The 24,115-nt window shown below is 43.9% G+C and carries 21 protein-coding genes and 1 pseudogene; 11 read left to right on the top strand and 11 right to left on the bottom strand.

What is annotated here, in order from left to right:
• Nucleotides 1-223: 223 nt before the first annotated feature.
• On the bottom strand, nt 224-511 hold the full coding sequence (locus HA050_RS20720) for an HU family DNA-binding protein (RefSeq protein ID WP_125971350.1): 288 nt from the start codon (nt 509-511) through the stop codon (nt 224-226).
• 188 nt (nt 512-699) lie between these two features.
• On the opposite strand from HA050_RS20720, the gene HA050_RS20715 reads away from it, so the two are divergent.
• The 5 genes from HA050_RS20715 (at nt 700) to astD (ending at nt 7,068) form a co-directional block, all read left to right on the top strand.
• A complete protein-coding gene (locus HA050_RS20715; RefSeq protein ID WP_166830290.1) occupies nt 700-1,665 on the top strand; it encodes a GlxA family transcriptional regulator in 966 nt (321 codons plus the stop codon).
• A gap of 199 nt (nt 1,666-1,864) precedes the next feature.
• On the top strand, nt 1,865-3,085 hold the full coding sequence (locus HA050_RS20710) for an aspartate aminotransferase family protein (protein ID WP_166830288.1): 1,221 nt from the start codon (nt 1,865-1,867) through the stop codon (nt 3,083-3,085).
• 258 nt (nt 3,086-3,343) lie between these two features.
• Nucleotides 3,344-4,369, top strand: a complete 1,026-nt coding sequence (locus HA050_RS20705) for an arginine N-succinyltransferase (RefSeq protein ID WP_166830286.1) — start codon at nt 3,344-3,346, stop codon at nt 4,367-4,369.
• Nucleotides 4,366-5,397 carry an arginine N-succinyltransferase gene (gene astA / locus HA050_RS20700; protein WP_166830284.1) on the top strand — a complete coding sequence of 344 codons (1,032 nt, stop codon included), beginning with the start codon at nt 4,366-4,368 and terminating at the stop codon, nt 5,395-5,397. Before HA050_RS20705 ends, astA begins: the two co-directional genes overlap by 4 nt.
• 207 nt (nt 5,398-5,604) lie before the next feature.
• Nucleotides 5,605-7,068, top strand: coding sequence for a succinylglutamate-semialdehyde dehydrogenase (astD, locus tag HA050_RS20695; protein ID WP_166830282.1), 1,464 nt, complete (start codon nt 5,605-5,607; stop codon nt 7,066-7,068).
• A gap of 104 nt (nt 7,069-7,172) precedes the next feature.
• On the opposite strand, the pseudogene HA050_RS22680 reads toward astD, so the two are convergent.
• Nucleotides 7,173-7,268, bottom strand: a pseudogene (locus HA050_RS22680) (PEP-CTERM sorting domain-containing protein); the annotation flags it as partial.
• An 889-nt stretch (nt 7,269-8,157) separates the two neighbouring features.
• Here HA050_RS22680 and HA050_RS20685 point away from each other — a divergent pair.
• From HA050_RS20685 to HA050_RS20660, 6 genes are all read left to right on the top strand, one after another.
• Complete coding sequence (locus tag HA050_RS20685) at nt 8,158-9,447, top strand: outer membrane beta-barrel protein (protein WP_166830280.1); 1,290 nt, start codon at nt 8,158-8,160, stop codon at nt 9,445-9,447.
• A 37-nt stretch (nt 9,448-9,484) separates the two neighbouring features.
• The gene (locus HA050_RS20680; protein ID WP_166830278.1) at nt 9,485-10,144 is read left to right on the top strand and encodes a polysaccharide biosynthesis/export family protein; all 660 of its coding nucleotides are present in this window, start codon (nt 9,485-9,487) and stop codon (nt 10,142-10,144) included.
• A gap of 47 nt (nt 10,145-10,191) precedes the next feature.
• Nucleotides 10,192-12,363 carry a GumC family protein gene (locus HA050_RS20675; protein WP_166830276.1) on the top strand — a complete coding sequence of 724 codons (2,172 nt, stop codon included), beginning with the start codon at nt 10,192-10,194 and terminating at the stop codon, nt 12,361-12,363.
• Nucleotides 12,364-12,653: 290 nt separating this feature from the next.
• On the top strand, nt 12,654-13,376 hold the full coding sequence (locus tag HA050_RS20670) for a tyrosine-protein phosphatase (protein ID WP_166830274.1): 723 nt from the start codon (nt 12,654-12,656) through the stop codon (nt 13,374-13,376).
• A complete protein-coding gene (locus tag HA050_RS20665) occupies nt 13,373-14,008 on the top strand; it encodes a hypothetical protein (protein ID WP_166830272.1) in 636 nt (211 codons plus the stop codon). The genes HA050_RS20670 and HA050_RS20665 overlap by 4 nt, the downstream gene beginning before the upstream one ends.
• Nucleotides 14,001-14,708, top strand: coding sequence for a transglutaminase-like cysteine peptidase (locus HA050_RS20660; protein ID WP_205836534.1), 708 nt, complete (start codon nt 14,001-14,003; stop codon nt 14,706-14,708). The genes HA050_RS20665 and HA050_RS20660 overlap by 8 nt, the downstream gene beginning before the upstream one ends.
• A 186-nt stretch (nt 14,709-14,894) precedes the next feature.
• Here the strand turns inward: HA050_RS20660 and HA050_RS21985 are convergent, their stop codons facing one another.
• The 9 genes from HA050_RS21985 to HA050_RS20615 all read right to left on the bottom strand — a co-directional run bounded on the left by HA050_RS21985 (nt 14,895) and on the right by HA050_RS20615 (nt 24,115).
• A complete protein-coding gene (locus HA050_RS21985; protein WP_205836533.1) occupies nt 14,895-15,485 on the bottom strand; it encodes a PEP-CTERM sorting domain-containing protein in 591 nt (196 codons plus the stop codon).
• A 277-nt stretch (nt 15,486-15,762) separates the two neighbouring features.
• Nucleotides 15,763-17,040, bottom strand: a complete 1,278-nt coding sequence (locus HA050_RS20650) for a glycosyltransferase WbuB (protein WP_166830270.1) — start codon at nt 17,038-17,040, stop codon at nt 15,763-15,765.
• On the bottom strand, nt 17,041-18,162 hold the full coding sequence (locus HA050_RS20645) for an acyltransferase family protein (RefSeq protein ID WP_166830268.1): 1,122 nt from the start codon (nt 18,160-18,162) through the stop codon (nt 17,041-17,043). It lies immediately after the preceding gene.
• A gap of 100 nt (nt 18,163-18,262) precedes the next feature.
• Nucleotides 18,263-18,973 (bottom strand): GDSL-type esterase/lipase family protein, encoded by a 711-nt coding sequence (locus tag HA050_RS20640; RefSeq protein ID WP_166830267.1) that lies wholly within the window; start codon nt 18,971-18,973, stop codon nt 18,263-18,265.
• A gap of 57 nt (nt 18,974-19,030) precedes the next feature.
• Nucleotides 19,031-19,570, bottom strand: a complete 540-nt coding sequence (locus HA050_RS20635; protein ID WP_166830265.1) for a putative colanic acid biosynthesis acetyltransferase — start codon at nt 19,568-19,570, stop codon at nt 19,031-19,033.
• Nucleotides 19,554-20,630, bottom strand: coding sequence for an acyltransferase family protein (locus HA050_RS20630; RefSeq protein ID WP_166830263.1), 1,077 nt, complete (start codon nt 20,628-20,630; stop codon nt 19,554-19,556). The genes HA050_RS20635 and HA050_RS20630 overlap by 17 nt, the downstream gene beginning before the upstream one ends.
• A 22-nt stretch (nt 20,631-20,652) precedes the next feature.
• Nucleotides 20,653-21,804: a glycosyltransferase gene (locus HA050_RS20625; protein ID WP_166830261.1), complete on the bottom strand. Its 1,152-nt coding sequence runs from the start codon at nt 21,802-21,804 to the stop codon at nt 20,653-20,655.
• 8 nt (nt 21,805-21,812) lie between these two features.
• Nucleotides 21,813-22,931: a glycosyltransferase gene (locus HA050_RS20620; RefSeq protein WP_166830259.1), complete on the bottom strand. Its 1,119-nt coding sequence runs from the start codon at nt 22,929-22,931 to the stop codon at nt 21,813-21,815.
• On the bottom strand, nt 22,928-24,115 hold the full coding sequence (locus HA050_RS20615) for a glycosyltransferase family protein (protein WP_166830257.1): 1,188 nt from the start codon (nt 24,113-24,115) through the stop codon (nt 22,928-22,930). The genes HA050_RS20620 and HA050_RS20615 overlap by 4 nt, the downstream gene beginning before the upstream one ends.

Raw genomic sequence — 24,115 nt, 5'->3', positions numbered from 1 at the left:
GCACTTGTTTCGCTTCCGAATCAAGCACTCACACTCATCGACTGTATTTTTTTAAAGATCGTTTCGCTGCTTCTGCATCACTTCGTTTCCGTGTGTGCTGCAGCGAGAGGCCGAACTATACCGGCGAGGCCTTATCCGGTCAACCCTTGCGCAACATAAAAAAGATTTAATAACGTAAGTAATTGATTTAGAAAAGCAGCAATCAATTCTTATGGCTGGCAGACTAGGCGACTGCGTCTTTGATGGCTTTGAGTGGAGTGTACTTCAGTGCTTTCTTCGCAGGGATTTGCACTGGTTCACCTGTTCTTGGGTTGCGGCCAACGCGTGCATCGCGGTGTTTTACCGCCAATTTACCAATCCCTGGCAAAGTGACTTCACCGCCGCCTTTCAAAGTTGCCCCAGTCACATCGCCCAGTGCTTCTAAGGTGGCTTCTACTGCCTTTTTAGAAATACCTGGTAACTCGTACTCAGCAACCCTGAGTACGGCCTCGATGAGCTCTCTCTTATTCATAGTTAAATTCCAGATATTGAAATAAATTAGAGCCTATTGTGCCAGCCCTTATTACTCTATGTCTGTTTGAAATTGAGAGAAAGATTATTTATTAGGCTTTGCTGCAACAGTTATCTGATTAATATTTCATTCAAACACCAGGTACAACAACAATTGCGATTCTGTGTATTTACTGAAAAAATAGATAAATGCCTCTTAAACTCAATTCCCAAGTCATTCAAATTGCTGTGCTGCTTTTGCCTCCGGCTCCCCTGCTGAGCATCGCTGGCATCGATACTATTTTGGGCATGGCAAACACGATGAGTGATGCGTCTTTGTATAAGGTGCAGTACTACTCTTTAGATGGCGCTGCGATACCACTGGCAACGGGCGGGCATTATCCTCAGCTTCCTGCCTTACCCGGCTCTCTGACGATTGATGTATTACTTGTTGTTTCCCAAACCCCCCCTTTTGCGAACGATCCGCGCCTTGCACTGCTTAAACCGCTGCTTAATAGCGCCACTTTAGTTGGGGCGATTGATTGCGGTGCATGGTGGCTGGCAGCCTGCGGCGTATTAGATCAGCACCGGGCCACAGTGCGCTGGCCTGAGCTGCGGGCATTTGCAGCGACGTTTCCCCGCGTAATTTGCACACAGAATATATATGAGTTTGATCATAACTATTTTAGCTGTGGCGCAGGCGCTGCATCGCTGGATGCGATGCTGGCCTTAGTAGCCAGGCAGCAAAGCCTTGCTCTGGCCGAGCAGATTGCTGAATCTTTATGTATTGAACACCTGCGCACACCCGATACCCGCCAACGCACTTCACATGCTTTGCAACTGGGGCAGCGCCAGCCCAAGCTCAGCGCCGTGCTGCAATTAATGGAAGCCAATCTAGAAGAGCCCCTCAGCAGCGACGAGCTGGCCCGACATGTGGATTTATCCCGCCGCCAGCTGGAGCGGCTGTTTAAGCAACATTTAGACTCCCTGCCCGCCCGCCACTATATGCAATTGCGATTAGAACGGGCCCGCACCATGTTGCAACGCACCGGGATTTCTGTAGTGCAGATTGGTTTATCTTGTGGTTTTTCTTCTGGTGCGCATTTTGCTACCGCCTACCGCGCCCACTTTGGCGTATCCCCACGGGATGAGCGTGCCGCTTTTTCTAAGTCATGAATCTTGCTTACACCTTTATATAAAGGGGAAGTTGTAGCTGAAGTGACTGCTGAAGTTGTGTAGATACTAATGCAAGAACTGCTGCTTTCCCCAGGTCGTAAAGGTGTAAAGCTATAGCTTTATGTCGCATTTATAGAAGATTGATGAGTGATGCCCGCTCTACACTGGATGCACTTTATCCCGTCTGCAGGATCTGCCCATGTCTACCGTAAATCGCGCCACCTTTGATCAAGTTATGGTTCCCAACTACGCCCCTGCGCCGTTTATTCCGGTAAAAGGCCTGGCCTCACGTTTGTGGGATCAGGAAGGCCGCGAGTATGTAGATTTCTCCAGCGGCATTGCAGTAACCAGCCTTGGACACTTACACCCGGAGCTGACCGCCGTATTACACGATCAGGCCGATCAGCTCTGGCATTTATCTAATGGCTTTACTAACGAGCCCGCACTGCGCCTTGCACAACGCTTAATTGATGCCACTTTTGCTGAACGCGTGTTCTTTTGCAACTCTGGCGCTGAAGCCAATGAAGCCGCACTGAAACTGGCCCGCCGCTATGCCGTGGATCATTTTTCCAGTGAAAAAGACCAGATTATTGCCTGCACCCAATCTTTTCATGGCCGCACCCTGTTTACCGTGTCAGTAGGCGGCCAGCCCAAATACGCAGAAGGCTTTGGCCCAACGCCTGGCGGCATCAGCCATGTACCTTTTAATGATCTGGCCGCGATTGAAGCCATGATCAGCGACAAAACCTGCGCGGTGATTGTAGAACCCGTGCAAGGCGAAGGCGGTGTGATCCCTGCCACGCAAGCATACCTGAACGGCCTGCGCGCCCTGTGCGACAAACACAATGCCCTGCTGATTTTTGATGAAGTACAAATTGGCGTTGGCCGCTCAGGCTCGCTCTATGCCTATATGCACTACGGCGTCACACCCGACATTCTGACTTCGGCCAAAGCACTGGGCAACGGCCTGCCGATTGGCGCGATGCTGACCACCGCAAAAATTGCCAGCGCTTTTGTAGTAGGCACGCACGGCTCCACTTACGGCGGCAACCCGCTGGTCACTGCCGTTGCCGACAAAGTAATCGAGCTGATTAATACACCCGCTGTATTAGATGGCGTAAAACACCGCAATAAGCTGTTTGTGGATGGCTTAAATAAGATCAATGCAAAACACAGTGTATTTAAAGAGATTCGTGGCAGTGGCTTATTGATTGGTGCCGAGCTGGCTCCGGTATTGCAAGGCCGCGCTAAAGACGTGGTGACGCTGGGTGCCAAACATGGCGTTGTACTGCTGATGGCAGGCCCGAATGTATTGCGCCTGCTGCCATCTTTAGTGATTTCAGAAGCAGATGTAGCTGAAGGCCTGCGCCGTTTAGAAGCCGTGATTGCAGAGCTGGTACCGGCAACTGTTGCGGCTTAAAAAAAAGACTACGTCACTCCCGAATGCTTATTTCAGGCATCCCGCTGTAATACTGGATCCCCGGCTAAAACATTCGGGAATGACGGTTGTGAAAGTCAGGGAGCGTTTTAAGATTTCACAATCAGCACACCATACGTCATTCCCGAGCGCCTTTATCAGGATCCAGTGCCACACATGGATCCCCGCCTAAAGCACTCGGGGATGACGGTTTTGAAACCTGTGCGTTTACCCCCCATCCACCTCATTCGGATCGCCCCTATGCTTATCGTAAGACCAGGAAAACTGTCCGACCTTGATCAATTGGAGCGCATGGCCCGCTCCAAGGGGCCGATTTTGCATTCGCTGCCACCGGATCGCGCACGCCTGCAAGAGCTGATTTTGCGCTCGATTGATTCCCTGCAAAACGAGATCGACTACCCTGGCGAAGAAAGCTATTTATTTGTATTAGAAGAAAACGGCGTTTTATATGGCTCTGCAAGCATCGTCGCCCTTGCCGGGCAGCACGAGCCTTTCTACGCTTTTCGTAATGAAGTGGTCGTGCACGCCTCGCGCGAATTACAGGTTAATCACCGAATTCACGCCTTAGTAATGTCGCATGAGCTGACCAGCTGTACCAGGCTGACGGGCTTTTATATCGAGCCGGAGAAAGCCGCCTATGCCGATCTGCTGTCACGCGCGCGCCTTTTGTTTATTGCTCAGCACCGCCAGCGCTTCAGTAAAGATATCTTCTCTGTGTTGCCCGGCATTGCCGATGCGGATGGCCACTCGCCTTTTTGGGAGAGCGTGGGGCGCAAGTTTACCCGCCGTGATTTTGCCGAAATGGAGATCGAATCCGGCGGGCGCAGCCGTGGCTTTATTGCCGAAGTGATGCCAGTTGATCCGCTCTATGTGCCCCTGCTTTCGGAAGACGCCCAACGCGTCATGGGTGAGCCTCATGCCAGCGCGCGTCTGCCTTATCAATGCCATCTGGATGAAGGCTTTGAACCGGATCGCTTTATTGATATTTTTGATGCCGGCCCCGTACTCACCGCCACGCTGGACGCCTGTTATTCGCTGCGCCACAGCGCCCTGCACCGCATTGCTTACGAATCAGACATCCACGGCACAGCCAGCTATTTAGTCTGCAATACATCCAGCAGCGAATTTCGCTGCATTAAAACCCATTTACCTAAGCAGCTAAGCCACGATATGGCCTTACCACCCGCCTTAGCCAGCGCATTAGAAGTGGATCTTGGCAGCGAAGTGCGCTGCGTAAAACTCAATCACTCAGGGGCCGTATTATGAAAATTGTCCGCCTCTGCCAATTTAGCGATGTAGATAAACTGGTCGAGCTGGCGCATAAAGCCGGCCCCGGCATGACCACGCTTAAACCCGACCATGGCGCGCAAGCAGCCAGAATCGACCGTGTTCGTCGCACACTGGAAGGCAGTGCGGCACTGGCCGATCAGGGCTACTTATTTTTAATGGAAGAAACCGACACCGGTGAGATTGTCGGCGTATGCGGCATTGAAACCGCCGTGGGGCTGGAACAACCCTTTTACACCTACCGCATCGACACCTCGGTATACGCCAGCCGCGAAATGCATATCTGGAGCAAGATGGATAAGCTGACCATCTCGCACGATCTCACCGGCTACACCGAGCTTTGCTCACTGTTTTTAGACCCGCTGCACCGCGTGAACTGCAACGGTGCGCTTTTGTCCAAATCCCGCTTTATGTTTTTGGCGCAATTTAGCGACCGCTTTGGCGAGCGCGTCTGCGCCGAAATGCGCGGCGTATTTGATGAGCATGGTGATTCACCCTTCTGGCGCGCGCTGGGCAGCCATTTTTATCGAATCGATTTTCATGAGGCAGACCGGCTGGTATCGCTGGGTCAAAAATCTTTTCTGGCCGAACTGATGCCGCGTTTTCCTGTGTATATCGACTTTTTACCGGACGATGCCAAAGCCTGTATTGGGGCCACGCACAAAGATACCACCCCTGCCCGTCATCTGTTAGAAAGCGAAGGCTTACGCTTAGAGCGGCACATCGATATCTTTGAAGCAGGCCCCGTGCTGGAAGCCCGTATCGACAGCCTGCGTGTGATGCGGGAAAGTGGCCTTTGTAATGTAGTCATCAGCGATACAAAAAAAGCACCATCGGCACCGCACTTAATCGCCACCAGCCAGTTAAAGACATTTCGCACCGGGCTGATATATACCGCGCCGGAGCAAGGCCTGATTATGCTGACGCCTGCCGAGGCCAGAGCCTTGCAAGTAAAAACAGGAGATCAGGTCAGAATGATGGAAGCTTATCCACGGAGAGTGGTGTAAACCTCTAAAGCCATAAATCTGCACACTATTTGGCGGCAGTTAATGCAGCCTACCCCTTTGTAAAAGGGAGAATCAGTACATCAAACTGATGCAGATAGTTATGGTCTAAAGGATCAATATGTACCTTACAAAATAAACGCACGCTGCATAGCTGCCTGCAAAACTTTTTAAAAGCCAGAACTCACTTTCACAATAAAGGACAGCAACATGGCTCAACTGTTTATTAATGGCCAATGGCAAGATGGCACGGGTAGTGAACTGATTTCCACCAACCCGGCGAATAACGCCGTGGTGTGGCAGGGCAAGAGCGCCAGCGGCGACGATGTGAATCTGGCCATGCAGAGCGCCCGCGCTGCCTTCCCTGCTTGGAAACGCAGCTCGCTGGAAGAACGCATCGCCATTGTGCGCCGCTTTGCTGAACTGCTGGGCGAGCATAAAGAAGACCTTGCTCATGCCATTGGCTTTGAAACCGGTAAGCCCTTGTGGGAATCGCGTCAGGAAGTAGCCGCGATGGTGGGCAAGATCGAGATTTCTATCCGCGCCCATGCAGAGCGCACGGGTGAGCGCAGCAGCGCCACGCCAGATGGCAACGCTGTTTTGCGTCATCGCCCGCATGGTGTAGTAGCAGTTTACGGCCCATATAACTTCCCAGGCCATTTGCCTAACGGCCATATTGTGCCTGCGCTGCTGGCGGGCAATTGCATTGTGTTTAAGCCGTCCGAGCAAGCACCGCTGGTGGCCGAGAAAACCGTGCAGCTTTGGCAAGCGGCGGGCCTGCCTGCTGGTGTGATGACGCTGCTGCAGGGCGAAAAAGAAACCGGTATGACGCTGGCTAAACACGAGGATCTGAATGGCCTCTTATTTACCGGCAGCTCTGGCACGGGTGTGGCGCTGCACAAGCAATTTGCTGGCCGGCCTGACTTTATGCTGGCTCTGGAAATGGGCGGTAATAACCCGCTGATTATTGCCCCGACCGAAGCGCTGGATGCGGCGGTACACCACGCCATTCAATCGGCGTTTTTATCCGCTGGCCAGCGCTGCACCTGCTCGCGCCGCATTCTGGTGCCACACGGTGAATTTGGTGATCGCTTCCTTACCCGCCTGATTGAAGTGGCAGGCAAGCTGTCTATCGGCCATTTTGATGCCGCCGAGCAGCCATTTATGGGCTCAGTGATTTCCTTAACTGCTGCACGCCAGCTGATGGCTGCGCAAGACAAGCTGATCGCCTTGGGCGCGGTGCCATTACTAAAAATGCAACACGCCGACCCAAGCAACGCCTTTGTGACACCGGCGATTCTGGATGTGAGCAAGGTCACAAATCTGCCAGACGAAGAATACTTTGGCCCACTAACACAAATTATTCGCTACAGCGATTTTGCTATGGCAATCGAGATTGCCAACGATACGGCCTATGGCCTGTCAGCAGGGCTATTGGCCGATGATCCGGCGCTATGGGAAGAGTTTAAAACCGAGATCGACGCAGGCGTGGTGAACTGGAACCGCCCAACCAACGGCGCATCCTCTGCCGCGCCATTTGGCGGCACCGGCAAATCCGGCAACCACCGCCCCAGCGCCTATTACGCGGCCGACTACTGCGCCACACCGATGGCATCCATAGAATCAGCCATGCTGGTACTGCCTGCACAGCTGTCACCGGGAATTAGCCTGTAAAGCGCTTAATCAATAAAAAACGGGAAGCCTGGGCTTCCCGTTTTTTTTCTAACTGCCTGCCGCTTTATTGGCACACAGAAGAATATCCACCTTAGAACACTGACTTAAACAGATTGCAGCTTACGACGACGGGCAGCAAGCAAACCAACCAGACCCAAGCCCATCAAAGCGTAGGTTTCTGGCTCTGGAACAGGAGCGGTAGTGGCTATGGCGATGTTACCCTTCTTGAGCTGAAAGGCTCTTAAAATCCGGGTGTGAATCACGAAGATTAGAGCCAACAAAATAACGGCCTTCCTTACCAAGCCGCTCACTAAAAGTGTTAGTCACTTGTAAACCCGGCATTGCCGTCTTCAAAGCTGCCATTAACGACCAGATTTTCAGCTTCCGCTTACGAGCCAATAGAAAGCGATGCAAGTACCAGCAGCGTTAAAAATTTTAGCTCCATTAATACCAATACGCTATTGACTTACGCTTATCGATAGCTTAAAACCATCTACACCGTTCCGTCATACAGCCCGAAATATGAAATTCAAACCCCCTAAAAAACAAATAAATTCAATCACTTGAGAATTGCAAATAATACACAGCAAGACAGCACTACGAATGTATTAATGAAATACGTTCACACTTTAGGACAGTATCAAAACAATTTATTTACCAATGTTTTAAATAAAAAACCTGTGTTTTCGATGCAACAGAAAGCTGTTAATTTCATATTTTCAATCAAAAATCAGCAGTATATTAGCTAATAATACTTAAAGCCCAGGATGGATAATAACACCATACCAAAATAAAAAAATTTAAGATAAAAATAAAGAGTGAAATATAGAACAATCAAACATTATCATTTATTAATATTCAAATTTTCTAGTTTTCAATCCCATAAGTAAACCTGAAAATCCATATACAATTAATTGCTTATATACCAAAAGCCCGCAGAGATATCTATCAAACCAGATGATTTAAAGATAGAATGCCCGCATAAAAATTTAATATTGCGCTGGTAAAGTATAAACATAGCTGCGTCTATGCCCTTGCAACACAGCCCCTCATAATCAAACAATTATTTTCAACATTCTGGAAAAATAAATGTTCACCGCTAAACCCGTATCCGGATTAATTGCGCTTGCGCTGGCAATGAGTGCAACGGCATCAATCAGCTATGCAGACGAGCAGCCTAAAGCAATTAGCTCGGCCGATTTACTGGATAAACTATCATCACCCAACAGCACAAAACCAAAGCCAAGCTTTGATGCAAAAGAATTTGCAGATACAGGCCGCCAAAGCCCTTCTGCTATAGAAGCAGGCCCGTTTTTTATCTACCCAACGCTGGGTATTGCAGTGGGCAGAGACAGCAATGTAACCCGCACAAATAGAAATGAAATTGCATCAACCGCCGCATTAATCAGCCCTTCGATTGTTGCTGATTTATTAAACAACGGCGATCGTTATGTATTTGGCTATAACGGCAAGTTTTTACGTTATTTCGACAGCAAAGAAAACAATACCAACAGCAATGAATTGCAATTTCAAGCACAAAACGCTTACAGCGCCCGCCTGAGCTCGCTGATTCTTAGCAATCTGCTTTATGCAGAAGATGCACAGGGCACTACCGACAGCGGCTCAAGCACGCCAGACAAATACCGCTCTTTTGGCTTAAAAGGCCTGGTGGCCTATGGCGCTGCAGAAGCCACTGGCCGTATAGAGCTGGAAGCGGGCGTACAGAATAAGCGCTACTCCAATAATCAAAACGTAACGCGATTTTTTGATCAGGATTCGCTCTCTGCCGCTGCTCGCTTCTTTTACCGCGTAGCGCCAAAAACAAGCTTAGTCTTTGAAGGCAGAGTGCAAAACTTTGATTACTTGGTGAACCCGGATCTGCAAAACAGTAAGGAATATCGCTTTTATACCGGGGCAACATGGGATGCAGATGATTACTTTACCGGCACGGTAAAAGTGGGTGTGCTGAACAAAAATTACGATACAAGTACAAAAGAAGATTTCACCAAGTTCAGCTACGAAGCCCTGCTGCGCTTTACCCCCCTTACATACAGCAGCTTTGAGCTAAGCGCACTGCGTACGCCATCAGAAGCCACCGGCTCTGGTAACTTTTTGCTGGATGATGTGCTTAATCTGCAGTGGAATCACGCATGGAGCAGCTATTTATCCACGCGCACTTATCTTAACTATGTGCAAAGTGATTACTCTGGCATCACCCGCACCGATAATACCTATGCAGCAGGGCTGGGTGTGGACTACAAACTGACCCGCTGGCTAAAAACAGGTGCGGAGTTAAGATACGAAAAACGCAACTCAAATATTACAGAACAAGACTACCAACGTAATCTGTTTATGGTTAATCTAAGCGGTTCACTGTAGTTTTTGCTTACAATTAACTAAATGAGAAATTCCACTGATGCCAACTAAACTGTTGCTATCAACCTCTGAAGTGCAGGGTGGCCTGCGTTTCAGAGGTTTTTTATCTTCCGCCCTGCTTGCCTCTGCACTACTTGCAGCCCATGCCAGCGCATCAATCTTTGATGCCCCCGAATCAAATACTCCCAAAGCCAGTACAGAACCAGAACTGCCCGGCATTAAACCAGCCAGCCCTTTATCCAACTACAAGTTAGGAGCGGGTGACGTAGTCACTATTCGTGTATTTGGCGAAGACGAGCTAAGCCGTGAGCGGGTAAAGCTGACCGATGCAGGCACATTGCAATACCCTGTGCTGGGTGAAATTGTAATCAAAGATATGACCACTGGTGATTTACAACGCTTAATCACCACGGGGCTAAAAGGGCGCTATCTGGTTAACCCGCGCGTAGCCGTATTAATTGAAGAATACCGCCCCTATTACATCAATGGCATGATTTACACCGCAGGCGGCTACCCTTTTCAGCCCGGATTAACCGTATTAAAAGCCATTGCCTTAGCTGGCGGGTTTAAAGAGCGTGCATCTAAAGAAAAAATCTTTGTTATTCGTGCAGATGACCCAAGTCAGGCCCAGCAAAAAGTAGGCCTCAATACCCTTATCTATCCGGGTGACATTATCACCGTGCAAGATAGCTTTTTCTAAACAGATTAATTCGCCATTCCCTATCGGTAAGGCAAGGATTACGCAAGATGAACCAGACTCAACGCCTGCCAGGGCATATGCCCGCAACAGAGCAAAACCCTCTGCTTGAATATTGGCGCAGCATTAGCAAACGTAAATGGAAAATACTTGTTTTTGCCATTACCGTAGCAGCCGTTGCCACGGCTATTGTTTTTTCTATTGCGCCTTCTTATCGATCTACCACAACGATTTTGATTGAATCTAGCCGGCAAAAAATCTTGTCAGTAGAAGAGGTTTATTCTGGAGTAACGGCCAACCGGGAATACTTTCAAACCCAGGCCGAGATTTTGCAATCCAGAGATTTAGCGATAAAAACCATTAAAGCTTTAAAACTGTGGAACTACCCGGAGTTTGACCCGCGCCTGGTTAAAGCATCTTTCTGGTCTTCTTTTTTGAAAACAGAAGAAACTAAAGAAAAAGCCAGCTGGACAGAAGACAAACTGGCAGCAGCTATTTACCCGGCATTTGCCAAAAATGTAGATGTAGAATTAGTGCGCCTCAGCCAGCTGGCCAAAATCAGCTTTACCAGCACAGATAAAGAGCTGGCAGCTGCAGTGCCAAATAAATTATCCGAAATGTATATCGACAGCGACAGAGATGCCCGTTTTGCCATGGCGCAAGGCGCATCAAAATGGCTGAATGATCGCCTTGGAGGCTTGCGTGAAAAGCTGGATAAATCCGAATATGCATTACAACAATACCGTGAAACAAACGGCATTATCTCTTTAAGCAAGGAAGGCCAAAACGGCAATAGCAATCAGGTATCAGATGCTACCCAGCAATTAATTGCCGCAAAAATGAAACGGGCCGAAGCAGAAAATGCTTACCGCCAGGTGACTGCAGTTAAAAATGGCGATTACAGCAGCGTGCCCGCCGTAATTACCAACCCGCAAGTTGCTGATGCAAAAAGGCAAGAAGCTGAAGCCGAAAGCAAAATGGCTGATTTAATTCAGCGCTATGGCGTAGACCACCCAAAAATGGTACAGGCCGAGGGTGAATTACGTGCAGCTAAAGCAAATGCCAAAAGACAAGTCGATGCGGTTGTAGGCAGCCTGCGCCAAAGCTATGAAGCAGCGCAGGGTACAGAGCGCGCTTTAGAGGCGGTATTAAACCAGGCGCGTGGCGCGGTATCTAATTTAAACCGCAAAGAAGTACAGCTGGGTGTGCTGGAGCGCGAAGCCACAGCAAACCGCCAGCTTTACGAAAACTTTATTGCCCGCGCCAAACAAACAGCGGCTTCACAAGATTTGCAATCTGCCATTGCACGGGTAATTGATGCTGCAAGTACGCCATCTGCACCTATTAAACCTAAAAAATCGCAAATTATTATTATGGCCGGCTTACTTGGGCTATTACTTGCCTCTGCAGCATCTATTTTATTAGACCGCCTGAATAACACAATTAATAACAGCGATGATGTAGAACGCTTATTAGGCCACCCATTACTGACCAGCATTCCGCTGCTGAATAAGAAACAAGCCAGTGATGCAGGTAAATTAGTATTAAGTGAGCCAAGATCTATTTATGCCGAATCTATCTTTACGGCCCGCACGGGCGTGGCTTTATCTTCAATTGATGCCACAGAGCGCACCCTGCTGATTACATCCAGCATGCCAAATGAAGGTAAAACCACATTTGCCAGTAATTTAGCGCTGGCATTATCCAGCACACGCCGCACTTTAATTATTGATGCCGATTTGCGTAAACCTGGCTTAGCCCGCAAATTAGGGCTGAACCCTGCAAGCCCGGGCTTGAGTAATCTGGTAGCAGGCAATGCTACATTGGAAGAATGCCTGCAACGTGTAGGCGACAGCCAATTGTTTTGCATTGGCACCGGAGATATTCCACCAAGCTCTTTAGAGATATTGATGTCTAAGCGTTTCAGCGAATTATTAAAACAATTATCGGCAAGCTATGAAATGCTGGTAATTGATGGCCCGCCATTAAGCCTGGTCAGCGACCCGCTTATTTTGGCCCCGCTGTGCAGCGATACCCTTTTTGTAACCCGCGCCCAGGAAACACCGCACCCAATTGCACGCAAAAATCTGGCGCGGCTTACACAAGCTGGCGGGCGGGTTTTAGGCGTAACCCTCAGCCATTTGGATTTTAAAAAGGCAGAGCGCTATTACGGGCAATACGGCAGCATCAGCCAATATGGAAAAGCATACGGGGCAACTTAATAGCCGGTAAAGTAAAACAAAGGGGCAACTTTTATAAAGGTTGCCCTTTTTTTATGATAAATCAATTGCTAATTCCTTGCAGAGCAGAAAAAAACCGAATCCATTCCACTTATACGAAATGTTATTCTGGCAAGATTGCAAGCGCATACACGCGGCCCCATTGACTATTTCTTTAGTAAACAGTTTTCCATCTAAGAATTGCAGGATTCAAACCCGTAAGCGTGCGATAATTAAACATTGTATATCTGACACCATAAGTACAATCAATACTCCAGGTAAAACCAAGCACCATGATTGATATTCACTGCCACATACTACCCACTATTGATGATGGCCCAAGGGATATGGAAATGGCGCTGCAATTAGCAGCAGAAGCCGTAAAAAATGGCATTAAAACGGCGGTATTAACCCCCCATATCTACCCGGCCCGCTGGAATAACCAGCGCACAGCACTTGAATGCGAAATTGCGATCTTTAAATTGCACTTAGCCAGCAAAAAAATTCCGCTGAATATTCATTTAGGTGGCGAGGTACGCCTTGGCGAAGATATCTTGCCGCTGCTGGAAAAAAACGAAGTGCCTTTTCTGGGTGAAGTGGATGGCATGAAGATCATGCTATTAGAGTTTCCAGACCAAATGATACCCGTGGGCAGCGAGCAATTTATCCGCCATTTTTTAAAAATGGGTATTCGCCCGCTGATTGCCCACCCGGAGCGCAATGCTGCGATTCAGTCCCAGCCGGATAAAGCCCGGCATTTAATTGATTTAGGCTGCTGGCTGCAAGTAACAGCCGGATCGCTTTGCAATCAATTTGGCAGCAAGGCCCGCAAAACAGCAGACTATTTATTAGAAAAAGACTGGGTCTATTTACTAGCCAGCGATTGCCATAATTTAGCGTATCGCCCCCCTAATCTGCATCTGGGACATGCCGCTGTAATGGCACAGCACGGCCAGGATTATGCAGATATGCTGACCATTGAACGCCCATTGGGTATTATAAATAAGCGCATATGAATAAATTAAAATCAGCGGCGGTATTGCCGCTTATGTCTCTGGCTATCTGGCTGGCCTGTATCGCAATCTGGCCCAGCCTTAAATACGCCTGGTACGATATTAAAACATTAGAAGCACGCAAACAGGTACAAAGCTGGCTAAGCCAGCCGCAGCAGCCACTTGATTTGGCCCAATGGATTAAAACCCGGGATATTTTAGAAAAAGCCAGCATAGCCTGCCCCGATATTGCCCAATACCATACAGATCTTGCACGCCTGCAAGTATTACGCGGGCTAAAAGCGGCTAATTTTAAACTGGTAAGAGATGTGTTTTATCAGGAGGCAATTAATCAATACCGCGCAGCCCTGCAGGTACAGCCTAATAATGGCAGCAATATGGCCAATATTGTGCAATTTAAAGCGTATCTGAATCAGCACGATGCAGAGTTTGAGCAATTACTTATCAGATCATCACAATTAAATCCATACGAGCCCGACAGCCAGCTGGCTATTTTGAATGCTGGGTTTCAAAATTGGGATAAGCTATCTGTTACAATCCGCCAGCAAATGGGCCAAGTGTATAAACAAGCCATGCTGCAGCAAAAAGACAATGTGCTAAAGCTAAAGGCCAGCTATCCTGATCTGAATGTATAAATTGCCTGCTCTGCCCGCCCGTAAACAAGCCCGCTTTAAAGTGGGCTTATTTGTGCTGGCGCTGAGTTTATGCACCGCAATCAGTATGGCGGCAGGCCTCACCGAGTTTTCTGCCAATTTGCTGAGTGCAATTGCTAAGCGATGGGGGCAAAGTGCTGTGCCCAGGCTATTGGCATGGAAAGAATTTATTCAGGAAGAAAAGCCAGTGGCACAAGGCCAATGGAGTCCGCCCAAAACACCTGTGGTAAATACACTAAAAAACACCAATCGTTTTTTTAATAAAATCCCCTACCAAACCGATCAGGCCCATTGGGGTGTAACAGATTACTGGGCCACGCCTGTTGAAATGCTGGCATCAAATGCGGGCGATTGCGAAGATTATGCTGCGGCCAAATATTTTAGCCTGAGGGATTTAGGCGCGCCCGCTGGCCAATTACGGATGGTGTATGTGCGGGCACTAAAAATAAATGAAGCCCATATGGTACTGGCATGGTACCCCACCCCAGAAGCCGAACCTTATATCCTGGATATTTTAACAGGCGAAATAAAGCCCGCATCACAACGCACAGATTTAGAGCCGGTATACAGCTTTAATGATGATGATATCTGGGCAGGTGATACTCAGAAAAAAGGCGGCGCGAGCCAGATCAGATTCTGGAAAGACCTGAAAGAAAAGATGGCCCGCGAGCAGGCCATGTGATTAAACAATTGCTTAACCGCATGTTTAGATAAAAATGGTCTAACTACCTGCAATGACAACTCATACAAAAAAAGTTAAGCCATCAGACTCACTTTTCGCGCGCATATAAAAAAACCGCAAATTAGCAATACCTTATGCAATGGTATTACTAAAGTGCGGATATTATACTAAGACAAAAAAACGGGCTTACTTTACTTTTCGGCGACGTGCTGCAAATAGCCCAATCAGACCAATACCCATTAAAGCGTAGGTTTCAGGCTCAGGCACTGGGGCTGTAGCAATAACAATATTGTCAAAATTATAAGACTCAGATGGAAAAATACCTTGAGTGCCGGCAGTCAACTTAACAGTACTAAAATACTGATCAGAGACAAAACCAAAAAATTGACCGGCATAAGTATTACTTATCTCATCAGGAAGGGTAAAATTAAACAAAGAACCATCAGATAATGAGAGCTTAAGACCTTTACCGGGGCCACTTGGAGTAAGATCGAAATTACCACCAAACCCTTTTGTTTTGCCACTATAAGAGATGGTCGTGCTATTTGGTCCTGTTAGGCTATCATTTACCCTGTTATCAGAAATAGAAAAACGAGGTCCGGTGCCACTAACATTAAGGCCAGCAATGAGACTATTATCTGAAAAGTCCTCTGTAATAAAACTACCACCAACTGCAGCAGCCCAAGCATCTTTATCAGTAAACACAGTAACATTTGCCGCCATTGCCGGCACCGACAAAAATAAAGCACTTAATCCAGCAGCAATATAAGATTTCATTAATCTACCTCCTTATTGATTGAATAATAAATATAGCACGATTATATATCAAAAAAAATTATGGTTAAATTTAAACATAAAATTTAATATTAAAAAAACACACTCCGCCTTTTAACATTAATTTTTATATGAGCAGATGTACATTAGAAAACAATCATAAAGCGTTAAACGAGTGTAATTTAAATTCTACTGATACAAAAATCATCTTTATAAGAATAAAATTATTAATCAATATAGAAACAGTTTTCTGCAACACACTTTCGACAGCGTATATTTTTTATTCAACTACAACAGAGTTTTGCTGCAACTTACTTTCCTCAAGATTCAAATTACACACCACGCCCACGCTTTTTAATGAAGCAACAAAACACGCCAAAATAACCTGCTGATCTAAAGTTGCATCTGCAAATGCACGGCCTGCCATGCCAAAATTTAATCTTAAGGTCTGATCATTTGCCAAAGATAAAACAGCTGCAGACATCGCAACGGCGTTTTCTGGCTGCACTACCAGGCCGCAGCCCTGCATGACTTCTGCCAGCTCTGTGCCTGGCTGAGCCCCTGCCACCACAGCCCGCCCGCTTGCCAACATGCCCGTAAGCTTAGATGGCATCACTAAATCAGCCGCATCTGCACGCTGAGGCAATAAATGGATATCTGCCAGCCCCAGAAAATCTGCCAATTGCTCCATAGGCTGCAGATCTAAAAAACGCACATTGCTTAAACCCGCGCACATACGCTCTAAACCGGCCCGCCCCGGCCCCTGGCCGCAAAAAACAAACTGAATATTTGGCAAATCCTTCAGGGCCCGGGCCGTATCAGCCAGCACCTCTAAGCCTTGCTTTGCGCCCATATTGCCTGAATACAAGGCCACCACCGCATCATCTGCAATACCCAGATGATCACGATAACTACTGCGCTGCGAAACAATGCTGGCCGGGGGCAGCTTTACCCAATTAGGAAAAAACACCAGTTTTTTAGGATCTACCCCTTTTGCGCGGGCCAAATCCATCATCCGGCCAGAGATAGTAGAAACCAGATCAAATCTGCGCAATAAACCACGCTCCAGCCACAATGCAAAGCGACGCGCTTTTTGATTTTTTAATAAGCCCAAGGCAAAAGCCGCATCCACCTCATAATCCTGAATATGAATACAACACTTAGCCCCGGATAGCTTTGCAGTAAGCCAGGAATTGGGCGCACAAACTAAAGCAGGCGCGGCCATCCACACCACATCTGGCCGCCAGAATATCTGGCGCAGCATCACCGGCAGGCTGCTCAGTGCAAAACTCATTAAATGCAATAAACGCTTGGCTCCGCTTAATTTGCCGGGCACCCATAAAGGCGTACGCCAAACCTTAACACCCGCTTTCATTTCATACTGATAACGAAAAGCAGAATAGCCCTCACCCACCTGCCACTGCGGGTAATATGGCGGAGCAGTAACCACCCTCACCTCATGCCCCTGAGCCGCCAACCACTCTGCCATTTCACCTGTGTATTTGCCGATACCAGTCATTTCTGGAGAGTAGTTAATTCCATAAACTAATATTTTCATTTAATTTTTAATCACCAAAAGCTTATTATTTATAGAAAATCTAAGCAGAAAATTTTTTAATATCGGCTTATAAAAAGCCGTTTTACTTTCAAAAAAATAATAAAAAAGATACGATACAAAAACACACACAAATATTAAAAACAATAAATTTATGAATGAGTAAACACTAATAACACCATTATCAATCTTAAAGTATGGCGATAAATAAACAATCACAGGGTAATGTGTCAAATATAAAGTAAAAGAGAATTTTGCCAAATATGATCCACAATGCTCAAGTTTAGCCAAAAAGAGTGATTGAGGTTCAGCAATAGAGACTATTCGTATAAAAAATGCACAGCCAGCAGAAAATATAATTTTTGAAAAACCCAACAAAGGATTAGACAAAAAAAACTGCACACCCACAATTGATTTAGATGCAGTACTAATTTGAATAAGAACAACACCAATAAGCATAAGCAATATCGATAAAAACAAAACATGCTTCTTAAATTTTACAGGTGGATTAAAAAATGCTACAGCACCAATTAACCAGGAGTATAAATAAACACTATCCAGCTTCACAAAAACAGCAAAAAAAACAATCAGAATAAAAAACATACTCAGTGAAAACTTATTTCCTCTTACAAGGTAATACAGCACAGGCAGCAGCACGTAAAACCAACATTCATAAGCCAATGACCACAAAGGTCCATTATCAGAAAATGGCTCGAAAAAAATACCTTGCAATTGAAAAATATTTCCAAAAAAAGCAATAAAATCCACATTCTTATTAAAGATAAATGCAATAACTCCACTAAATAAAAGTGCAGGAATAAAAGGAACATATATTCTTAAAAACCGATCAACCAAATAATCAATAAAATTAAATTTATTAATTAGCATCCTGTTTATATTTGCTCCACCAACCAAATAGCCAGAAAGCACAAAAAAAACAATGACGGCCTCATTTCCAATCCTGCAAATCGCATAAAATGCAGCAATTAAAAAATTATGCGAGTTGGTGCTTAACTGACCATAATCTCCAAACATCCATTGTTTTGCATGTGCCAAAACTACAATAAACGCAGCAGCAAATCTTATTGTATCCAGCCAGAATTTATACTCTTTTTTATCCAACATATAAACACCAGCATAAAAGTAAAGAAGTAATATAATAAATTTTCAGACAATAAAGCCAAGCTTACAATTTAAACATCAGCTTTAACCCAGTAAAAATAATTTAATTCAAAAACTTATCTATGATGTTTTTCCAAAGAATATAGCCACTCTGATTAAAATGAAGTCCATCAGTGCCATCATAATAACTTGCAATTACATTACCAGTTTTATCAAGCATGGGGGATGTTACATCAACATAATGACAATCATTAGAATCACACAAATTTTTAATCAATAAATTAGTTTCCACTTGAAGAGTTAATTTCGATTTTCTTTGAATACTCGGCTTCAGAGATAGAAAAACTACTTTCGTCGCCGGAGACTTTACTTTTACTCGCTGCAAAAATAGTTTTGCATTTGCAAGTACACCTTGAGGTGTCACTCCAAAATAAATATCATTATCGCCTTCATAAACAATAATTATTTTTGGCTTAAAATTCAGCACAAACTCATCAAGGTACAGCAGTGCATCATAAAATGTTGATCCACCAAACCCCCTTGGCACAACACTAAAACCAGGAAAATCTTTATTTAAGCTTGCATTCCAACGAGTGAATGTTGAGCTTCCATAAAAAAATATACCCCCTTGTATAGCGGGATATTGTTTCGCCAAGGCTAAAAGCTCATCACGTAATGGTTGGCTGCTCTCAGTTACAGCTTGGGGCTCTTTAATTGAAGCTGGTTTGATATCTTCACCCGCCCCACCACCGCAGGCATAAAGGCTAATTGTAGAAAGTACAAAAATAAAATTTAAATAAAATACTTTTTTCATAAAAAAATACCTATTTTTAACAAACACTCTTAAATACAATATTCTATGAATAAGATGCTACTCACGCTTTTTAACTACTCTGCATGGCGACCCCATACAAACCATTCCTGCAGGCATACTCTTAAATACTGAGCTGCGTGCACCAATAACTGAGTTATGCCCAATGGTAACTCCAGGAGAAACAAAAACGTCTGTAGCTAACCATGCCTGGTCCTCAACAATAATTGGGAATGAACGGATAGGAAAATCGGCTTGCTTATAATCATGATCTGCGGCACACAAATAACTGCGCTGAGAAATAACTACATTAGCGCCAATTTTAATGTTACCAAGACTGTAAAGCACAACATCGTCGCCAATCCAAGAATAATCACCTATTTCAACTTTCCATGGATAAGTAATAGTAGCAGTAGGACGAATTACAGTTTTTAATCCAACTTTTGCGCCAAACAACCGCAATAGAAAAGCACGAAAATTATAAGCAAACTGCGGTGAACAACGAAATAAAGTAGCTTGAACCAGCCACCAAAGCTGGACATATACCATCGATTTACCGCGAAAGCCTTCAGGCAATTTAAAATTATAAAGATTTTGCATTAACATTCTCAGTTAATAATTTATTTTTTTTCATAAAAAATGAAAACATATCAATTATTGTTTTTTTATATAAGTACGCAACAAAAACACATAATAAAAAACAGAACATAAAATCCTTAAACACATTAAAATCCAGCCTGTTTTCCTGAACGTAATAAATATTATATAGATAAATAACAACGCCCTGAGTCAAATATAGTGAAAACGTATATTTGGACATAACTAACACACATTTTTCTAGACTGTTCTTTGCTAATCGCGCCATTTTCTTTTCAACCAGAATATACCCAAAAATAACAAAAGACACATATAAAAACAGCTTGGAAAAATATCCAATATCAATCACATTGTAATGTGATGACAATTTATACAGAACAATAAAAAATAGAATAGATACTATACAAAGTAATCTATTAGGCACTACTCTTATCCTATTTGACACGCAGCCAAATAAAAATGAAACAAACCAAGCAAGAACAAAATCTGTGTCAAACTTAAAAAAAACCAGCATAAAAAATAATAAAATCAGCAAGCCACCAAATATTTTATTGTGTGTTGCTCCTCTTTTTAGTAAATATGCAGACACAACAAAAAAACTAAACCAAAACTCATAAATCATAAACCACAGATAATAATTGACTTTTGGCAGGTTGAGCCAGTCCCCCCCATAAAAGAAAATTTGCTGAAAATTAACCCAAAAATTCAATTTTCCACTATATAAAAACTCAATGACACTTCCCAAAAGTATAATCAAAACATATGGCAAATAAAGCAAGTAGAATCTTGTAGTTATGAATTTTCTGACATCAAAACTTCCTGATAAAATTTTATCCCAATGTATAAAAGCGACAAGATAACCACTCACGCAAAAAAAACCACAATTCACAACGTGTGGTGCTAAGTTAAAAATAAAATACATTGACTTCGTAAAAAAATTTACATCTGTAAAATGTAAAGAATTCCATTGAGGTAAAATATTACCCTTAAGATGTACGATTAGAATACAGAATGCAAAAAACACACGCATATACTCAATATGTATTAATTTATTTTTAATCATTAGCAAACACCCAATACGGATTTCATATGTAATTATTCAAAACAACATTCAAGAATCCGGTTGTCATTACATCCAGCGTATATCTGGACTGATAACATTCAACAGCACGCTTAGAAAATTTTTCTCTCTCTGCTCTATTTAGCATAAGCCACTGATTTAGTTTCAAAGTAATACCATCTGCACTTGCTTCTGCGACTAATCCAGCACCATCAGCACTAATTTCATCATGTATATTGACTTGATCAGTAATTAAAACGGGTAAACCACAAGCCAGCGACTCTGCAACAGTCACACCAAAATTTTCATGATGGGAAGGAAGAATAAATAATTCCGCACTGCGATAGGCATCCCATTTTTGATTACCTGTAATCATTCCAGTAAAAATTACTCTGGAATGTAACCCGTAATTTTTTGCAACCGTTTCTAATTTTTTTTGCAACCCTTCTTGATCAGGCCCTGCAAAAACTAAGCAGAGTGATTCATCCAATTCTGCACATGCCAAGAATGCATCAAGTAATAAATCGCACCCTTTCACAGGATGTAATCGTCCAACAAAAAGAAGAATTCTCTTGCCAATTAATTGCGGAAAATTTTTTAAAAATAAATTATCAGTATCTGTATTCTGCGGTGGAGCTTCAGCTCCAAAACCAGCGATTACTTCATTCGCTTGATACAACCAAAAAGACTGCCTTGCTAAAATTTTTTCTTGCTCACAAGTAAACAAAACAGCTGTAGCATCACGTAAAACACGATACTCAGCCCATGGCCAATACAGCCATTTTTTAATATGTTTTAATGGATATGTCTTTTTAAACCATGGTCCCAGCATGCCATGTGTAAATACATAGTAAGGCGTATTACTATCCTTTAATGCAAGCCATGTACCAAAACTTGAAAACTGCCAGAGCCCGTGCACAATTACGACTTTATACTGTGCCGCATTTTGTTTTAGCCAGGGCACTAGATGCTTTGATTTTCGATAAGTTGCTTTTGTTGGCCCAAGCGCATGCACTGGAAAATCTACATGTGCAAGAAAAGATTCACCAGGGTCATCAAGACATAATATTTCCGACTCAATCCCCATTCGTATAGATTGATTGCAAAGTAGTACCGCGCCAGCTCTGGTGCCGCCACTAGCAGGGTCCATACTTGGAAGAACATGAAGAATTTTCACAGTAGCACTTATTGGTAAAATGGATCTGGACGAGGACCATTATCAAAATGATGTCGCATAATTTTCATAAAATATTCAGCACCAGCACTTGCTGTTAAATGTGCAAGCGCCCAATTTCTACGCTTAATTCTGCAATCTAAAGATAAATTATTTGATTGAATTTGAGAGCATATTTTTTCAGCAATTTTCTCAGGGGCATATGCAGGAACAATATTGCCATTTATATCATTACCTTCTAAGACAATTGCAGCACCAACACATTCACTAGCAATTGCTACGCAGCCTGATAGTAATGCTTCTGTCACTACAACACCCCACCCATCATCCATACTGCGAGAAGGTAAAATCAAGATATCAATATTTTTTAAAAAATCACTAATTTTTTCTATGGGAATAACGCCCAAAAACTGTACTAATGGATTATTAGACGCCCTTTCATAAAACTTTACTTTGGACTCACCATTTCCAATTATTTTTAGTTTATATTTAAAATCAAGCAAACTAACAGCATCAATTAAATCAGCAACGCCTTTCATTTCAACTAAGCGACCAATATATGCAATATTTATTGCCTCCTTATTATTTCTTATTAATGCCGAGGTAGAATTGTCATTAATAAAATATGCGAAAGGATGGATTAAATTTTCATCATATCCTGATAATCTAAACCAAGCGGGACCATTCCGACCAATCCCTAGTATGAATGATGCATTTTTTCTAAACCAATTTTCAGTTATTCTTGACTGAACAATGCGCATTAACCCTTTAAAACCTTCGGTAACACGTGGCTCCATCATAATAGAGAAATAAGCTCCAGAACGACGTACCGCTTTAATAGCAACCAAAATTGTTGGCACCCAGCGAATTCCTGAGAACATGTGTAAAGTCTGCTCTGGCCTTGTTTGGCATAGTGCTTTAATTACATTTTCAGAGGGTGCAATGTATTGCAAATACTCCGCTGACGAATTCAGAGACCATCCCATTTTTTTCCTGTCACCAGGAATATCTTCATGAGCGCAAAGGATAACCTCAATATTCTTATTCAAACGTGCCAGTGCTTGAATAAAATCAGCTTTATGTGGAGATATACATGGGTCCCAAAAAACGACTCGAGTTATCTTCATCATTGAATACCTAAAAAAAGACTCAATTTTTTTCCAACTGTTTCTGCTGACAAGTGATTAATCATTGCTTTATGGCCATTTCTGGATATTTTTTCATACATAGCGGCATTGTCAACAAAATTCATTAGTGCTGAACACAGTTCTTCAGGAGATGCTTCATCTAAAAGTATTGCTGAATTTTCATCAAATAATAACGGCACATCACTTACTTTTGTTGAAAATAGCAACAGTCCCGCAGACGCAATCTCAACTACCTTCGAAGGAAAAGTAGTTGCGCCCATTTCAGAATGGGGTAATTTTAAACATAATGCGGCCTGGGCTTGCTCTAGCTCATAACGATATTCGCTGGCACTTAAATTACTTTTTATATCGAGAATAATAGATGAATTAGAAATACTATTTCTTAAATCCACAAGCTCAGATTCACCACCAAAACCAGTAATTACAAATCTGATTCTTTTTAATCCTAGCGCCAACTTTAAGTCTAACTGCTTAATAGTCTGAATAAACAGATCAAGCCCAGTATCATAGCTGATCGTTCCACCATACATAATACACAATTCACTTCTATTAAAATCCCTGCCACAATATTTTTCTTCTTTTTTAGTAATAGTCCCGTAGATAGCTAATGTGTTCAGTAAATTAAGCTGCTTTGCAATCCCTTTGGCGGCAACAATACATTCTTTTTTACACAGTAGTTTTAATATTGAATAACTCAGACGATTTACCACGCCGCGCATACCCATTTCATCTATACGTGGTGCATCTTCAATATCCAAATAAGCAGTGTTACCTAAAACTTTCAAAACAAATGCCGCGGGTATATATTCCGGATAAAAATTATAAAGTAAAACTTTATCTGAGGGCTCCACATTGAATAATGCTGTTTTTAAATAACCAAACGCAGCTAAAATTCTATTTAGTCCAGGTAACCCAAATGAGGGTAAAAATTGGATAGTGGTACTACCGTGGGTAAATGTTGCCGATGGTAAATAACGTCCTCGACCACATTCTGGAGATCCTCCCGTTACTGCTCCAGTCGTTACCTGACTATTAATACCAACCAAGTTCATTGCTTCACAGACCGCAATTACTTTACGTGACGCAGCGCCCACTAATAATTTGAAACCTGTTAACTTTTCATATTCAATAAAATTTACTGGAGCAAAATAATGGAATACACCCAT

Source organism: Iodobacter violaceini (genome assembly GCF_011601265.1).
Taxonomy (GTDB): domain Bacteria; phylum Pseudomonadota; class Gammaproteobacteria; order Burkholderiales; family Chitinibacteraceae; genus Iodobacter; species Iodobacter violaceini.
The sequence above is the reverse complement of the archived record's forward strand: the minus strand, read 5'-3'. Positions and strand labels throughout refer to the sequence as shown.

What these genes read in the sequence shown, in the direction of transcription:
- HA050_RS20620 (WP_166830259.1), bottom strand. Translation starts at nt 22,931, where the DNA reads ATGATGAAGATAACTCGAGTCGTTTTTTGGGACCCATGTATATCTCCA.
- HA050_RS20630 (WP_166830263.1), bottom strand. Translation starts at nt 20,630, where the DNA reads ATGATTAAAAATAAATTAATACATATTGAGTATATGCGTGTGTTTTTT.
- HA050_RS20665 (WP_166830272.1), top strand. Translation starts at nt 13,373, where the DNA reads ATGAATAAATTAAAATCAGCGGCGGTATTGCCGCTTATGTCTCTGGCT.
- HA050_RS20675 (WP_166830276.1), top strand. Translation starts at nt 10,192, where the DNA reads ATGAACCAGACTCAACGCCTGCCAGGGCATATGCCCGCAACAGAGCAA.
- HA050_RS20710 (WP_166830288.1), top strand. Translation starts at nt 1,865, where the DNA reads ATGTCTACCGTAAATCGCGCCACCTTTGATCAAGTTATGGTTCCCAAC.
- HA050_RS20650 (WP_166830270.1), bottom strand. Translation starts at nt 17,040, where the DNA reads ATGAAAATATTAGTTTATGGAATTAACTACTCTCCAGAAATGACTGGT.
- HA050_RS20715 (WP_166830290.1), top strand. Translation starts at nt 700, where the DNA reads ATGCCTCTTAAACTCAATTCCCAAGTCATTCAAATTGCTGTGCTGCTT.
- HA050_RS20680 (WP_166830278.1), top strand. Translation starts at nt 9,485, where the DNA reads ATGCCAACTAAACTGTTGCTATCAACCTCTGAAGTGCAGGGTGGCCTG.
- HA050_RS20645 (WP_166830268.1), bottom strand. Translation starts at nt 18,162, where the DNA reads ATGTTGGATAAAAAAGAGTATAAATTCTGGCTGGATACAATAAGATTT.
- HA050_RS20615 (WP_166830257.1), bottom strand. Translation starts at nt 24,115, where the DNA reads ATGGGTGTATTCCATTATTTTGCTCCAGTAAATTTTATTGAATATGAA.
- HA050_RS20635 (WP_166830265.1), bottom strand. Translation starts at nt 19,570, where the DNA reads ATGCAAAATCTTTATAATTTTAAATTGCCTGAAGGCTTTCGCGGTAAA.
- HA050_RS21985 (WP_205836533.1), bottom strand. Translation starts at nt 15,485, where the DNA reads ATGAAATCTTATATTGCTGCTGGATTAAGTGCTTTATTTTTGTCGGTG.
- astD (WP_166830282.1), top strand. Translation starts at nt 5,605, where the DNA reads ATGGCTCAACTGTTTATTAATGGCCAATGGCAAGATGGCACGGGTAGT.
- HA050_RS20660 (WP_205836534.1), top strand. Translation starts at nt 14,001, where the DNA reads ATGTATAAATTGCCTGCTCTGCCCGCCCGTAAACAAGCCCGCTTTAAA.
- HA050_RS20705 (WP_166830286.1), top strand. Translation starts at nt 3,344, where the DNA reads ATGCTTATCGTAAGACCAGGAAAACTGTCCGACCTTGATCAATTGGAG.
- HA050_RS20640 (WP_166830267.1), bottom strand. Translation starts at nt 18,973, where the DNA reads ATGAAAAAAGTATTTTATTTAAATTTTATTTTTGTACTTTCTACAATT.
- HA050_RS20720 (WP_125971350.1), bottom strand. Translation starts at nt 511, where the DNA reads ATGAATAAGAGAGAGCTCATCGAGGCCGTACTCAGGGTTGCTGAGTAC.
- HA050_RS20670 (WP_166830274.1), top strand. Translation starts at nt 12,654, where the DNA reads ATGATTGATATTCACTGCCACATACTACCCACTATTGATGATGGCCCA.
- HA050_RS20685 (WP_166830280.1), top strand. Translation starts at nt 8,158, where the DNA reads ATGTTCACCGCTAAACCCGTATCCGGATTAATTGCGCTTGCGCTGGCA.
- astA (WP_166830284.1), top strand. Translation starts at nt 4,366, where the DNA reads ATGAAAATTGTCCGCCTCTGCCAATTTAGCGATGTAGATAAACTGGTC.